Annotated in this window: 12 protein-coding genes; 8 read left to right on the plus strand and 4 right to left on the minus strand. The window is 68.4% G+C overall.

Annotation, left to right across the window (positions count from 1 at the left end; translation table 11 throughout):
• Positions 1 to 309 precede the first annotated feature (309 nt).
• Positions 310 to 2,175 carry an ABC transporter ATP-binding protein gene (locus AADV74_RS16660; protein WP_342116281.1) on the plus strand — a complete coding sequence of 622 codons (1,866 nt, stop codon included), beginning with the start codon at positions 310 to 312 and terminating at the stop codon, positions 2,173 to 2,175.
• On the plus strand, positions 2,172 to 3,977 hold the full coding sequence (locus AADV74_RS16665; RefSeq protein WP_342116283.1) for an ABC transporter ATP-binding protein: 1,806 nt from the start codon (positions 2,172 to 2,174) through the stop codon (positions 3,975 to 3,977). Before AADV74_RS16660 ends, AADV74_RS16665 begins: the two co-directional genes overlap by 4 nt.
• Here AADV74_RS16665 and AADV74_RS16670 read toward each other — a convergent pair.
• Both AADV74_RS16670 and AADV74_RS16675 read right to left on the minus strand, forming a co-directional pair.
• Positions 3,974 to 5,263, minus strand: coding sequence for a type III PLP-dependent enzyme (locus tag AADV74_RS16670; protein WP_342116285.1), 1,290 nt, complete (start codon positions 5,261 to 5,263; stop codon positions 3,974 to 3,976). The two genes, AADV74_RS16665 and AADV74_RS16670, sit on opposite strands and share 4 nt — an antisense overlap.
• On the minus strand, positions 5,208 to 5,723 hold the full coding sequence (locus tag AADV74_RS16675; protein ID WP_342116287.1) for a hypothetical protein: 516 nt from the start codon (positions 5,721 to 5,723) through the stop codon (positions 5,208 to 5,210). The genes AADV74_RS16670 and AADV74_RS16675 overlap by 56 nt, the downstream gene beginning before the upstream one ends.
• Before the next feature lie 396 nt (positions 5,724 to 6,119).
• Between AADV74_RS16675 and AADV74_RS16680 the strand changes: the two genes are divergently transcribed.
• The 3 genes from AADV74_RS16680 (at position 6,120) to AADV74_RS16690 (ending at position 9,024) form a co-directional block, all read left to right on the plus strand.
• A complete protein-coding gene (locus tag AADV74_RS16680) occupies positions 6,120 to 6,470 on the plus strand; it encodes a response regulator (RefSeq protein ID WP_342116289.1) in 351 nt (116 codons plus the stop codon).
• An 89-nt stretch (positions 6,471 to 6,559) separates the two neighbouring features.
• The gene (locus AADV74_RS16685) at positions 6,560 to 7,237 is read left to right on the plus strand and encodes a response regulator transcription factor (protein ID WP_342116291.1); all 678 of its coding nucleotides are present in this window, start codon (positions 6,560 to 6,562) and stop codon (positions 7,235 to 7,237) included.
• The gene (locus AADV74_RS16690; RefSeq protein ID WP_342116293.1) at positions 7,234 to 9,024 is read left to right on the plus strand and encodes a sensor histidine kinase; all 1,791 of its coding nucleotides are present in this window, start codon (positions 7,234 to 7,236) and stop codon (positions 9,022 to 9,024) included. Before AADV74_RS16685 ends, AADV74_RS16690 begins: the two co-directional genes overlap by 4 nt.
• A 36-nt stretch (positions 9,025 to 9,060) precedes the next feature.
• Here AADV74_RS16690 and AADV74_RS16695 read toward each other — a convergent pair whose 3' ends face one another.
• On the minus strand, positions 9,061 to 9,438 hold the full coding sequence (locus AADV74_RS16695; protein WP_342116296.1) for an MGMT family protein: 378 nt from the start codon (positions 9,436 to 9,438) through the stop codon (positions 9,061 to 9,063).
• On the minus strand, positions 9,422 to 9,874 hold the full coding sequence (locus tag AADV74_RS16700) for a GNAT family N-acetyltransferase (protein WP_342116297.1): 453 nt from the start codon (positions 9,872 to 9,874) through the stop codon (positions 9,422 to 9,424). The genes AADV74_RS16695 and AADV74_RS16700 overlap by 17 nt, the downstream gene beginning before the upstream one ends.
• Before the next feature lie 160 nt (positions 9,875 to 10,034).
• Here AADV74_RS16700 and AADV74_RS16705 point away from each other — a divergent pair, with 160 nt between their 5' ends.
• The 3 genes from AADV74_RS16705 to AADV74_RS16715 all read left to right on the plus strand — a co-directional run bounded on the left by AADV74_RS16705 (position 10,035) and on the right by AADV74_RS16715 (position 14,280).
• On the plus strand, positions 10,035 to 11,249 hold the full coding sequence (locus AADV74_RS16705; RefSeq protein WP_342116299.1) for an NADP-dependent isocitrate dehydrogenase: 1,215 nt from the start codon (positions 10,035 to 10,037) through the stop codon (positions 11,247 to 11,249).
• A 153-nt stretch (positions 11,250 to 11,402) separates the two neighbouring features.
• A complete protein-coding gene (locus tag AADV74_RS16710; protein WP_342116301.1) occupies positions 11,403 to 12,995 on the plus strand; it encodes an ABC-F family ATP-binding cassette domain-containing protein in 1,593 nt (530 codons plus the stop codon).
• Positions 12,996 to 13,122: 127 nt separating this feature from the next.
• Positions 13,123 to 14,280, plus strand: a complete 1,158-nt coding sequence (locus AADV74_RS16715) for an ROK family transcriptional regulator (protein ID WP_342116303.1) — start codon at positions 13,123 to 13,125, stop codon at positions 14,278 to 14,280.
• The last annotated feature ends 66 nt before the right edge of the window (positions 14,281 to 14,346 follow it).

Here is a 14,346-nt window from a genome sequence, read left to right on the forward strand (position 1 = left end):
CGCGACGGTGGCACCCAGATCCAACGAAGACGCGCAGGAGGATGCCATGACGAAGACACAGAAGCCGACGCCCCGATCCGGAGCGACCACCGGCCTTGTCGTCGCGGCACGCCTCGCCGCGATCACGGAGTAGCCGCACCGCACGCCGCACGGGCGACGCCCGTTCCGCACAGCGCCGGTCCGCACGACCGACAGGCGCTCACACCATCAACACCACGCCGACAGCGGGATCCCGCTCGCCGACGCCGGTCTTCAGCACGGCCGCGCCACGAGCAGGCTCCTCGGCCACCCCGTCAGAGACAGCGAGACATGCCCGCATCCGTTCAGCACCAGCACCCGCCTCAAGACCGTCCCGGAACGGTCCGGACCCTGATGAGGCTCTACCCCTACGTCAAGCCCGCCGTGCCCTTCCTCATCCTGGGCGCGGTCTCGGCGCTGCTCGCCAGCCTGGTCGCGCTCGCCATCCCGCAGATCCTGCAGGTCCTCGTCGACGGTCCGCTGTCGACGGGTGACGCCTCGGCGATCCTGCCGGCCTCGCTGCTCGTCATCGGGCTCGGCGTGCTCGAGGCCATCCTCATCGGCCTCCGACGCTGGTTCGTGCTCACGCCGGGCACCCACGTCGAGGCGAGCATGCGCAACGGTCTCTACGCGCAGCTGCAGGACCTCCCGGTGGCGTTCCACGACCGCTGGCCCAGTGGCCAGCTGCTCTCGCGAGCCGTCAGCGACCTCGGCCTCATCCGCCGGTTCCTCGCCTTCGGCATCATCCTGCTCGTCGTCAACGTGCTCACGATCATCGTGGGGTTCGGCATCCTCATCTCGATGAACTGGATCCTCGGCCTCATCTTCTTCGCCTGCTCGATCCCGCTCTGGATCTACGGCTTCGTGTTCGAGGGCAAGTACTCCACCATCGCCAGGCGCAGCCAGGACCAGGCAGGAGACCTGGCGACGGCCGTCGAGGAGTCTGTGCACGGCATCAGGGTGCTGAAGGCGTTCGGCCGGGGAAGGCACGCGCTCAAGAACTTCACCTCGCAGGCCGAGGACCTGCGCGGAACCGAGATCGAGAAGGCCCGCGCGATCGCCGGTATCTGGCTGTGGTTGCTCATGGTTCCGGATGTCGCCTTCGCGCTCTGCCTCGTGGTGGGCACCTGGCTCGCGGCCCAGGGCGAGCTCAGTGTCGGAACGCTGGTGGCCTTCTTCGCGACGGCGACAGTGCTGCGCTTCCCCGTGGAATCGATCGGATTCCTGTTGTCGATGACCTTCGACACCCGCACGGCGACCGACCGCTTCTTCGACATCCTCGACGAGGTGAACGCCATCCGCGACCCCGAGGCCCCGGTGACGATCACCGACCCGCAGGGCGAGCTCCACTTCGACGCCGTGCACTTCCGCTACCAGGACTCGCCTGAGCGCTTTCCCGATCTCGTCGACGGGGTCGAACTCACCCTGCGACCGGGGGAGACCATGGCGCTCGTCGGACTCACGGGTTCGGGCAAGTCGACCATCACGGCTCTCACCACGCGCCTGTACGACGTCACCGGGGGTGCGGTGCGACTCGACGGCGTCGACGTGCGCGACCTCAGCCGCGAGGAGCTGCGTCGTCACATCGCCATGGCCTTCGAGGACGCGACGCTGTTCTCGGCGTCGGTCCGCGACAACGTGCTGCTCGGACGCCCCGAGTTCGCAGAGCGCAGTCCTGAAGCGGATGCCGCCCTCGCCGAAGCGCTGGAGATCGCCCAGGCCGGGTTCGTGCACGACCTCCCCGACGGCGTCGACACCACGGTGGGCGAGGAGGGCATGAGCCTCTCGGGCGGCCAGCGCCAGCGGCTCGCCCTCGCCCGCGCCGTCGCGGCGAAGCCCGCCGTGCTCGTGCTCGACGACCCGCTGTCGGCGCTCGACGTCGACACCGAGGCGCTCGTGGAGGCAGCCCTGCGCAGGGTGCTCGCCTCGACGACGGCGCTCATCGTGGCGCACAGGCCGTCGACGGTCATGCTCGCCGACAGGGTCGCACTGCTGCAGGACGGCCGCATCACGGCCGTCGGACGCCATTCCGAGCTGTTGGAGACCAACGACCACTACAGGTTCGTGATTTCGAGCCTGGAGGACGAGGAGCGCCGCGACCAGGCGCGCCAGACCGACCGAGATCTGTTCGACGAGAAGGAGGGGGTGAACCGATGAGCGTCACCGGAGTGGAGGGTGAGGAGCGCAACGACTTCACTAAGGAGGAGTCGCGCCAGATCCGCCGGCGCTCGCTGCACCTGCTCGGGTCGCTCCTGCGACCGCTGCGGCCGCAGGTGGTGCTCGCCGTCGTGGTCATCGTGTTCTCGACGGCGTTCCAGGTGGCCGGGCCCGCGCTGATCGCGATGGGCATCGACCAGGGCCTTCCGGCCCTCATGGAGCAGGACTGGGGTCCGCTCGGGCTCGTCGGCGGCGCCTACCTCGTCACCGGCGTGCTCGGTGCCGTACTGATCGCCTGGTACACGGTGCTGAGCGCCCGCATCAGCCAGGCGGTGCTCATCGACCTGCGCACGCGCGTGTTCCTGCAGACGCAGCGACTCAGCCTCGAGTTCCACGAGTCGTACACGTCTGGTCGTATCATCTCGCGCCAGACCAGCGACCTCGACGCCATCCGCGAACTCCTCGACGAGGGCATCAACGGCCTCATCCGCGGGGTGCTGTACATGGGCTTCATCGGCATCGCGCTGTTCACCCTGGACTGGGTGAGCGGCCTCGTGCTCGTCGTCTCGCTGGTGCCGCTGTTCGTGCTCACGCGCTGGTTCCAGAAGCGTTCGCAGAGCCTGTTCCGTGAGTCGCGCGTCGCCTCGGCGAAGCTCATCGTGAAGTTCGTCGAGACCATGACCGGCATCCGTGCCGTCAAGGCGTTCCGGGTGGAGAAGCGCAACGGCGAGGAGTTCGGCGACCTCACCGAGGACTACCGCGACGTGAACGCGCGCGTCATCCAGCTGTTCGGCATCTTCGACCCCGGCCTCGTGCTCATCGGCAACGTGGCCGTCGGCGTCGTCCTGCTGGTCGGCGGATTCCGCGTGATCGACGGGCAGGTGGCGATCGGCGTGCTGCTCGCGGCCCTGCTCTACACGCGGCGCTTCTTCGACCCCATGGAGGAGATGGCGATGTTCTACAACTCCTACCAGTCGGCCGCGGCGGCGCTCGAGAAGATCTCGGGCGTGCTCGAGGAGAAGCCGAGCGTGCCGGATCCCGTGAAGCCCATCGACCTCTGGGAGGCCAAGGGCACGGTGCGGTTCCAGGGTGTGAGGTTCGCCTACAGGTCCGATCGCGAGATCCTGCCGCAGTTCGACCTGGAGCTGCCGGCCGGCCAGACGATCGCCCTCGTCGGGTCGACCGGTGCGGGCAAGACCACCCTCGCCAAGCTCATCTCGCGGTTCTACGACCCGTCCGATGGGGCCGTAACGCTCGACGGCGTCGACCTGCGCGACCTGCACCCCAAGGACCTGCGGCGTGCGATCGTCATGGTCACGCAGGAGGCCTACCTGTTCTCGGGGTCTGTCGCCGACAACATCGCCATCGGCAAGCCCGAGGCGTCGTTCGACGAGATCGTGGCAGCGGCGAAGGCCGTCGGGGCCCACGAGTTCATCGAGGGGCTGCCGAACGGCTACGACACCGACGTGAACAAGCGCGGCGGGCGCGTGAGCGCGGGTCAGCGCCAGTTGATCTCGTTCGCGCGGGCGTTCCTCGCCGACCCGGCTGTGCTCATCCTCGATGAGGCGACGTCGTCCCTCGACATCCCGAGCGAGCGTCTCGTGCAGGAGGCGCTGCAGACCCTGCTCGCGGACCGGACGGCTGTCATCATCGCCCACCGGCTGTCGACTGTGGCGATCGCAGACAGGGTGCTGGTCATGGAGTACGGCCGCATCGTGGAGGACGGCACACCCGACGACCTCATCTCGGGCACCGGCCGCTTCGCCCAGTTGCACGCGGCCTGGCGGGACTCGCTGGTCTAGAAGCGGAGCGGGCCGGCGTCGATCACATGGATCGGCGTCGGCTCGAGTCCATTGAACCCAGAAGCCGTCACCGAGGTGTACGCGCCCATCATCGGACTCACGAGCAGGTCGCCCTCGCCCAGCACGGGCAACTCGACGCCGCGGGCGATCACGTCGACGCTGTCGCAGGTCGGTCCGGCCAGGGTGACGCGTTCGCGTGCGGGCTCCGGGACCGACGATCCCGAGAGCTCGCTCGCGGCGAAGACCAGCGGATGCACCCCCTCCGTCAGCACGTTCGAATAGCTGCCGTACAGCCCGTCGTCGAGGTAATGCCAACGTCCGTCGACCCGGTCGCTCGATCCGACCACGCGGGAGACCAGCGTCATCGCCGTGGCGGTGACGAACCGGCCGGGTTCCAGGAGCACGGTGTCGTTCCGCCCGCTCGCGGCGATGGCATTGCGGATGCCGGCACCCAGCACGGCCAGATCGGGAACGGCCTCGTCGTAGCCGATCGGGAAGCCGCCGCCGAGGTCGAGCACGGAGAAGCGCGCCCCGGTGCGTGCCTCGAGTTCGCTCATCAGGCGGGTCGTGCGGCCGATCGCGCGCTCGAACGGTGCGACGGTCGTGGTCTGGCTCCCCACATGGAAGCTGAAGCCGGCGACTCCCACGCCCAGACCGATGGCCTGCTCCACGAGAGCCGCCGCCTGCACCTCGGTCGCGCCGAACTTCGTGGAGAGGTCGCACCCGGCGGCGGGGTTCGGAAAGCTCAGCCGCACGAGCACGTCGATGTCGCGGGGCAGCACGGCGAGCTTCGACAGCTCGCCCGGGTTGTCGACCACGAAACGACGGATGCCGCTGCAGTAGGCGTCGGCGACATCCGCCCGTGACCGGATCGGATGCGTGTGCAGCGTGCGCCCGACGTCGACGCCCGCGTCGCTGAGGAGAGCGATCTCGCCTCGTGACGCGACCTCGAACGAGGCACCGGCCTCAGCGATGGTGCTGACCACGGCCGGATGCGGCAGGGCCTTGGTCGCGAAGTGGATGTGCGCGGCAGGCAGTTCCCGCCGCAGCAGGTCGAGCTGTTCGCGCACCCGGGCGGTGTCGAGCACCAGGAGCGGCGAGCCATGGCGCCGCACGATGCCGGTCAGCCCGATGGCGGCGCTGTACCGAGCGAGCTCGGCACGCACCCTGTCGCGGTGTGTGGAGACCGGGACCCGGGCCGCGGCGGTTCGGGCGATCTGCCCGTCGTCGTCAGCGGACCGCCGGACCGACGGGGCCGGCAGCGTCGAGAGGGATGCGGGGGTCATGGTTCTCCTTCGGGTGAGGCAGGATGACACGCTTGCCGAGCTCGAAGCTCGTGATGGTGATGGCGTAGAACACGACGTCGGAGGCGAGCTTGCCGACCAGCCAGGCGAGCGGCGTGGCGCCCATCGTGGCCGGGATGGCCCAGAGCAGGACAGGGCGCACCAGCAGGGTGTCGACGAGTTCGGCCGGTCCGAACTCGGCACCGAGCGAGCGGATGCTGAGCCACGTCGTGGCGACGGGGCCGTGCGTCGCCGCATGCCCGCGCACCGTGCGTGCGACGATGACGGCGTAGTAGCCGATGGTCTCGGCGAGAGTGCCCGCGATCGCGGCGACCGCCAGGGATCCTGTCGCCTCGTACACGCCCCACGCGGCCAGCAGGGCGGCCGTCGTTCCGAGGATCTCCGGCACCAGGTAGCGAGCGAGCCACACCCGGGCTGCTCGACGGGTTCGGAAGGAGGTCACGCAGGCGATCCTCGTCCGCTGCAGCCGCCACCGCGTCGGTGCTGGCACCTCGACGAGGAGGGGACAGCCCGGAACGGTACGGGCAGCCACCCTGACGGCAGGCGCGCAGGCTCCGTGCGCACGTGAAGAGGGGGAGGACCTGTCGGGTTCAGGTCTTCCCCCTCTTCGTGAACCCGACCAGCTGATCGTCACTTCCGAGTTCGGGTCCGGATGCCGTTGAGCTGGATCTGCGAGTCACGACCGCTGTGCCCGGTACGTTTTCGCGAGTTCGACAGTCATGTTCCTCCCTCGAACGGGGGCGCGGATCGGTGGACGCCCTCCGTGACCTCTCGGGGTGCTCCCCGATCTTCGGCCCGCTGGTCAGGTCGAGGTCTGCGCCCGGGGGACAATCGGGACATGGTGTCCCGGGTGGTGATCGTCGACGACCACGACGTGTTTCGTGATCAGGTGCGCAGACTCCTCGAAGCCGACGGCTTCGAGGTGGTCGGCGACGCCGCATCGGCCCTCTCCGGTGTCGCTCTCGTGGGCGAGAGCCTGCCGGACCTGGTGCTGCTCGACGTGATGCTGCCGGATGCGATGGGCTTCGATGTCGTTCCATCGCTGCGCGCGCTCGGTTCGTTCGCTATCGTTCTCACATCGAGTCGCGATCGGAGTGACTACGGCAGTCGCATCGAGACGAGTGGCGCCGACGGCTTCATCCCGAAGGACGAGCTCTCCGGAGCCGGCCTCCGCGAGTTCGTCGCCTGACCCGCGGCACCTGCACAATCGCACAGCACCTTCAGTCACATCCGTCACCCCCAGCGTCGCGAGAACGGCGCCCGACAGACTGGACGATCATGAACGCGGAGAGAGTCACCCCTGACGGGACGCCGACCAGGGTCGCCATCGCCGACGACGCGATGCTGTTGCGCACGGGGATCTCCACGGTCCTCACCGCCGGCGGCTGCGAGATCGTCGCCTCTGTCGGAACCGCAGCCGAGTTGCTGCGGGTCGTGCAGGAGCGCCCCGTCGACGCCGTCGTCCTCGACATCCGAATGCCGCCGACGCACACCGACGAGGGCATCGTCGCTCTCGAGACCCTGCGCTCCAGCGGCTCGAAGGTCGGCGTGCTGCTGCTGTCCATGTATGCGACGCCTGCCTACGCGATCCGGGCGATGAGCGCCGGCGGAGGCACGGGCTACCTGTTGAAGGACCGCGTCGCCGAGCCGGAGCGCCTGGTCCAGGCCGTGCGCACTGTCGCATCGGGCGGCTCCGTCGTCGACAGCGAGGTCGTGGCCCAACTGGTCGCGCAGAAGGGCAACCCGTCGATCGAGGTGCTCACCCCGAGGGAACGCGATGTGCTCGCGCTCATGGCCGAGGGGAAGTCGAACTCCGGCATCGCCTCGACCCTGTTCCTCAGCCTCAAGACCGTCGAGACCCACATCGGGAACATCATGTCGAAGCTCGGCATCGACGAGTCGCCCACGGATCACCGGCGGGTCCTCGCCGTGCTCCGCCTGCTCGGCCAGCCGTGACGCCACTGCGGCTCCGCAGGCTCCTGCTCGTCGCCCTGGCGGCGGCGCTCATCGTCGCCCAGGAGGTCATCGGCTTCGAGGCCGCGGCGCTGACCCAGCCGTGGTCGCTGAGTGGGACCATCTTCCACGCCTTCGCCGGCCTCAGCTACGCGGTGTGCGCGTGGATCGCCTGGGAGACGGCTGACTCGCCGATCCCGGCGCGCATCATGATCACGATCGCGTTCCTCTGGCTGCCGCCGGCCTTCATCGCGGCCATGTGGCCCTACGGCGCACTCTGGCCGCTGCTGGAGTCCGTCGGGCTGTTCTGGGCCGTGCTGCAGGCGGGACTGGTCGTGGTGTACCCGACAGGGCGCTTCTTCGGGCCCGTGGAGAAGTGGCTGCTCGCCATCGGGGGCGTCGCGGTCGTCATCCGCATGCTCGCCGTGCTGTTCCTCATGCCGGCTCCGGCACGCTACCCCGACTGCGCCTGCGCTCCGAACGCCTACGCCTTCGCGGCCGACGAGGCTCTCTACTCGGCCATCGACCTCGGTTTCCGTGCGCTCGGCATCGCGTTGATCGTCGGCATCATCGTGCTGGTCACGGTGCGCTGGATGCGCGGCACGACACCTGCGCGCAACATCGCGTTCGTGATGCCCGTCGCCCTCATCCTGTGGTGCGCCGCCGTGACATACGGCACCGTCTCCGACATCACCGGCGGCAGTTCTGCCCTGTTCACCTATCTCGGCTACCTCGGAACCGCCTCGATCCCGATCAGCTTCGTCGCTGGGCTCGTCTTCATCCGGAGCCTCCGAGGGCGGGTGTCAGACCTCATGGTCCACACCCGCGACGGCGTCGACCGTGACTACTGGCAGGCGGTGCTCGCCGAGACCCTGCGCGACCCGGCGCTCAAGGTGTACTGGTGGGAACCGGAGCTCGACGGCTACGTCGACTCTCGCGGCGCCGTCATGCCGGGCGACCCCGATCGGGCACGCCCCCGCGGGCGCGCCATGATGCCGATCGAATCGCAGTCCGGCCGTCTCGCCGTCATCGATCACGACAGGGCGTTGAGCGAGAACCAGGAGCTGCTGGACGCCGTCTCGACAGCGCTCACCCTCTCCGTCGACAACGGACGCCTGCGCGAGGAGCTGGAGCAGACGCTCGAGGAGGTGCGGGAGTCTCGCGTGCGCATCATCGAGGCCGGCATCCAGGCTCGCAAGAAGATCGAGCGGGACCTGCACGACGGCTCGCAGCAGTCGCTCGTTTCGCTCGCCCTCAGCCTGCGGATGGCGATCACGCGTGCCAGCGCCGACGGTAACGTCGGGCTCGCGGCCGACCTCGAGGAGGCACTCGCACAGCTGAGCGGCTCCCTCAAGCAGCTGCGCGAGCTCGCGCGCGGGATCCACCCGAGCTCCCTCACCCTCGGAGGCCTGGGCATGGCGATCAGCGAGCTGGTGGCGCGCTCGCCCGTGCCGGTGCAGGTCGACGTCGCCGTTCCCGATCACCTGCCCCCGTTGACCGAGACCACGCTCTACTTCTTCATCGCGGAGTGCCTGACGAATGTCGCCAAGTACTCCGGGGCGTCGCACTGCGGCATCCGTCTGGCCGCCGATGACGACGGACTGAGCGTGAGCGTCACCGACGATGGCCGCGGGGGAGCTGACTTCTCGAAGGGCACGGGGCTCATGGGGCTCGTCGACCGCATCGCGGCGCTCGGCGGAACGGTGGAGCTGTCGATGGGCGATGGAGGGCGCGGCACGACGGTCGCCGCGCGCATCCCTGCCGCGGCACTCGTCGAGCAGCGCGCGTGAGCTGACGCTCGGGATGGTCGCTCTGCGACCGGGCGGTCAGGGCCGCCAGCGCGCGGCCGTCGCGACGCGGTAGCCGGCATCCGTCAGCACGATGGGGGTTCCCTCGTCGCGGTAGTGCACGAGAGCGCTGTCCTCGTGGTCGATCGGCGGGTGCCCGCCGGCCCTGATGACACGCCACCAGGGGGCGTCGGAGCCGTACCGCGCCATCACCTGCCCGACGACGCGGGCGCCGCGCGAACCGAGGGTGGCCGCGACGTCGCCGTAGGTCATGACGTGGCCGGGCGGAATGGAGTCGACGACCTCGAGCACCGCGGCGATGAAGCCCTCGGCGATGTGCGGCCCGCGACGGGGAACGGATGCCGCTGGCGGCCTGCCGGTGCGCCCGGAGTGGCCGGGTTCAGAGGGCGAGGGCACCGATGATGTCGCCGTACTGGGTCTGGTCTACGTCGACGAATCCGATGCGGTGGAAGAAGGCCTCCGGCCCCTCGGTGCCGGGCTCCCACATCACCGTGATGCGGTCGAAGCCGCGGGTGCGGGCCTCCTCGGCGAGGGCGCGGGCGAGGAAACGTCCGACGCCCTGACCCTGCGCATCGGCGTCGACGTTGATGCGCCAGATGCACGCACGGAACTCTTCGTGCTCGTTGTCCGGATCGAAGTTGCCGTGGATGAAGCCGACGACCTTGTCGTCGAGCCGGGCGACGCGCTGCCAGGCCGCGGCGGGGTCGGTGACGGTCGTCTCGGCCGAGTACGAGACCGGCGCGATGAACTGCTCCTGGCCGGGCTTCAGGCTCAGGGTGTTCGCCGCCGCGATATTCGACGCCGACAGTTCTTCCAGTCTGATCTCACCCATGACGCAAGGCTATCCTGCTCGCCGCCGCAGCGGAAAGTCGGCCTTTTCGCCGACGTCACCCGCCGAAATCCCGTCGAACTGTCTTGATGTCGAGATAGTTGCGTTGCTCGGGTAGGATTGTCGGGGCCGATCGGCCCGCATCTTTCGAGGAGAACAACAATTGTCCAAGATCAAGGTTGAAGGCACCGTCGTCGAGCTCGACGGCGACGAGATGACACGCATCATCTGGCAGGCCATCAAGGATTCACTCATCCACCCGTACCTCGACATCGACCTCGAGTACTACGACCTCTCCATCCAGAAGCGTGACGAGACCGACGACCAGATCACGGTCGACGCGGCACACGCCATCCTGAAGCACGGCGTCGGCGTGAAGTGCGCCACCATCACTCCCGACGAGGCTCGCGTCGAGGAGTTCGGCCTGAAGAAGATGTGGCGCTCGCCGAACGGCACCATCCGCAACATCCTCGGCGGCGTGATCTTCCGCGAGCCGATCATCATCTCGAACATCCCGCGCCTGGTTCCCGGCTGGAACAAGCCGATCATCGTCGGTCGCCACGCCTTCGGCGACCAGTACCGCGCCACCGACTTCCGTTTCGAGGGTGAGGGCACCCTCACGATGACCTTCACCCCGAAGGACGGCTCGGAGCCGCAGTCCTTCGAGGTCTTCCAGTCGCCGGGTTCCGGCGTGGCGATGGGCATGTACAACCTCGACGACTCGATCCGCGACTTCGCTCGCGCCTCGCTCAATTACGGCCTCGACCGCAACTACCCGGTCTACCTCTCCACCAAGAACACGATCCTCAAGGCCTACGACGGCCGGTTCAAGGACCTGTTCCAGGAGATCTTCGAGACCGAGTTCAAGGAGCAGTTCGACGCGGCGGGTCTCACCTACGAGCACCGCCTGATCGACGACATGGTCGCATCCTCGCTCAAGTGGGAGGGCGGCTACGTCTGGGCCTGCAAGAACTACGACGGCGACGTGCAGTCCGACACCGTGGCCCAGGGCTTCGGATCGCTCGGCCTCATGACCAGCGTGCTGGCCACGCCGGACGGCAAGGTCGTGGAAGCCGAGGCAGCGCACGGCACCGTGACCCGTCACTACCGCCAGCACCAGCAGGGCAAGCCGACGTCGACCAACCCGATCGCGTCGATCTACGCGTGGACGCGCGGCCTGTCGCACCGCGGCAAGCTCGATGGCAACCAGGACCTCATCGACTTCGCGTCGACGCTCGAGGACGTCGTCATCAAGACCGTCGAGTCCGGCTCGATGACGAAGGACCTCGCGCTCCTCGTCGGCCCCGAGCAGGGCTACGAGACGACCGAGCAGTTCCTCGAGTCGATCGCCGCCAACCTGCGGACGCGCCTGGCGTAAGCAGCAGCATCCGTCGTCCGGCCCACCGCCGGCGCCGCCCTCCGTCATCGACGGGGGATCGCAGCGCCGCGGTGGGCCGGATGTCTTTTCACGCACCGTGCCGGTGCAGCACCACTCTGTACAGCTGTACCGACGAATCCCGAGGACACCCCCATGAGCCAGATCCGCCTGAACGACGTGACCAAGGAGTACGACGGGCGACTCGTGGTGCGGGAGGCCTTCCTCAAGCTCCGCGAGGGTGATCGGGTCGGCCTCATCGGCAAGAACGGAACGGGCAAGACCACGTTTCTCGAACTCGTGCTGGGCCGGCAGGAGCCCACCAGCGGCACCGTCGACGTGTCGCTGGGCACCACGATCGGCTACTTCTCGCAGTTCTCCGAGCTCGACGGCGATCTGTCGATCCGTCAGATCCTGAGCGGGCTGTTCGCCGAGGTGCACGAGACCCAGGCCCGCATCGACGCGATCGGGACGCAGCTGGCCGAGCCGATGGACGACGTCGAGATGGCCCGGCTGCTCGCCGAGCAGGGCGAGCTGTTCGAGAAGATGGACGCCATCGACGGATGGGGCTACGAGAACACCATCGAGACCGTGCTCACCCGCATCGGGTTCGACGAGGCCCGGAGCACGCTCGCCGTCGACCGCCTCTCGGGCGGCTGGCGCAACAGGGCGGCGCTGGCGAAGATCCTGGTGCAGGCCCCCGACGTGCTGCTGCTCGACGAGCCGACCAACTTCCTCGACCTCGACGGCGTGCGCTGGCTCGAGGGCTGGCTCCGCACCTTCCCCGGCGCCGTGCTCGTCGTCTCGCACGACAGGCAGTTCCTCGACGGCGTCGTCACGCGCATCGTCGAGATCGAGAACCATCACCTGCACGACTACGACGGCGACTACTCGGCCTACGTGCAGGCCAAGCAGTCGCGACTGAAGATGCTCGAGAAGCAGTTCGCCCACGAGGAGGAACTGCTGGCCTACGAGCAGGCAGCGAGCAGCGCACGCCGCGAGGCCGCCCGGAATCCCGACAGGGGACTGGCGCGCAAGCTCGCCGACATCAAGAAGCGCCAGGCGCCCCGCCCCGTCGATCAGGTGATCACTGCCATCTACGACGGACTGCGCGTCAGCAACGACCTCCTGACCGTCGAGGGTCTCGCGAAGGGATTCGACGGCGAACCGTTGTTCTCGGGCCTCACCTTCAGCCTGCACCGTGGCGACCGCTTCGCCGTGGTCGGCTCGAACGGCTTGGGCAAGTCGACGCTGCTCGACGTGCTGACCGGTCAGACGGAACCCGATGCCGGCCGCGTGCGCTGGGCGAAGGGCGCGCGCTTCGTCTCCTACAACCAGGTCTACGCCGAGCTCGACCTGACCGACACCGTCGGCCATGCCGTGAACGCCTACCCGGACTCGTTGGCCTTCACGGCCACGAAGAAGAGCGTGAACCGTTTCCTCGCGATGCTGCAGTTCTCGGATGCCGACCTGCAGCAGAAGATCGGCACCCTCTCCGGCGGCCAGCGTGCCCGCGTCGCCATCGCCCAGTGTCTGCTCTCGGGTGCCGCGGTGATCGTGCTCGACGAGCCGACGAACCACCTCGACATCACGAGCACCCAGGTGATGGAGCGCGCCCTCACGCATTTCCCCGGCGCCGTGGTCGTGGTGAGTCACGACAGGTTCTTCATCGACAAGATCGCAGACACCCTGCTCGTCTTCGACGGATCGGGCACCGTCACGCAGACCGCGGCGACGGGAGCGCTCTAGGTATCTCGGGCGGCGTTTCCCCGCCGGACGGGGAAGTGTTTCCAGAAGATCACAGGTTTGTAAAGAACATGGACTAACTTCGGTCCATCGCTTGCGCATCGTTAGTTCGTAAGCTTTACTAACAAACATGACGGCGACGCAGCTCTCTCCCAGCCGGGCACTCCGCCCGACAGCCAAGGTGTTGCCCGAGCACGCTCGGGGGCACAACCGCTCACTCGTGCTCCAGACGCTGTACCGTGAATCAGGCCAGAGCCGGGCCGATGTCGCCCGCGAGACGGGCCTCACCCGTGTCACCGTCTCCGACCTCGTGGCCGAGCTCATCGCCGAAGGACTCGTCGTCGAGACGGGCCAGCGCGAGGACGCACGCCCGGGGAAGCCTGCCACCCTGCTCGACTTCGATCGCGGGGCCTTCCAGATCGCGACCGTGGACCTCTCGGACGACTCGGTCTTCCGGGGCGCCGTGCTCGACCTCGGTGGCGCGATCCTCGCCCGCGACGAGATCGCCCTCGCGGGAAGCACGGGCTCGGAGGCCATCGCCAAGGTCCTGCAGCTCGTCGACAGCCTCGTCGCGGCCGCCACGGCTCCGCTCCTCGGCATCGGAGTCGGTTCCCCGGGCATCGTCGACCTCGAGGGCACAGTGCGCACGGCACCCAACCTGCGCTGGACCTCCGTCGACCTGCACGGCGTGCTGGCCGAGCGCTTCGAGGTCCCCGTGCTCGTCGCCAATGACGCCAACGCCGCGGTCTTCGCCGAGCACAGCTTCGGCGGTGTCGACGGCGACATCATGCTCATCAAGGTGGGTCACGGCGTGGGCGCCGGCCTGCTGGTCGGCGGTCGTCCGCTCTTCGGCGCCACATCGGCCGCCGGTGAGATCGGCCACGTCGTCGTCGGAACCGACGGCGGCCCGCTGTGCGCCTGCGGCAACACCGGCTGCCTCGAGGCCTGGCTCGCCGCCCCGCGACTGGCCGCGCGCATTGCGGCCATCACGGCGACGGGCGACGAGGCCGACGCCGAGCGCACCACTGTTCTTCGGGAGGCGGGCCGCCGGCTCGGCATCATCCTCGCTCCCGTGGTCGGGGCCCTCGATCTCTCCGAGATCGTGCTGAGCGGCCCGACCGAACTGCTTGAAGGACCGCTGGCGACAGCGGCCATCGAGACGATCCGCACCAGAACGATGGCCGAGTTCACGGGCTCTCTGACGGTTCGGATGACCACGCAGGGGCAGGACATAGTCCTCCGCGGCGCCGCGGTCATGGTCCTATCCGGACAGCTCGGGGTCTCTTAGGGACCCTGACGAATGGGAGTCGGAAAGCCGCGACGCCCAGTGCTCGTGAACCACAACACCCCGAAG

Source organism: Leifsonia stereocauli (assembly GCF_038432415.1).
Classification (GTDB): domain Bacteria; phylum Actinomycetota; class Actinomycetes; order Actinomycetales; family Microbacteriaceae; genus Orlajensenia; species Orlajensenia stereocauli.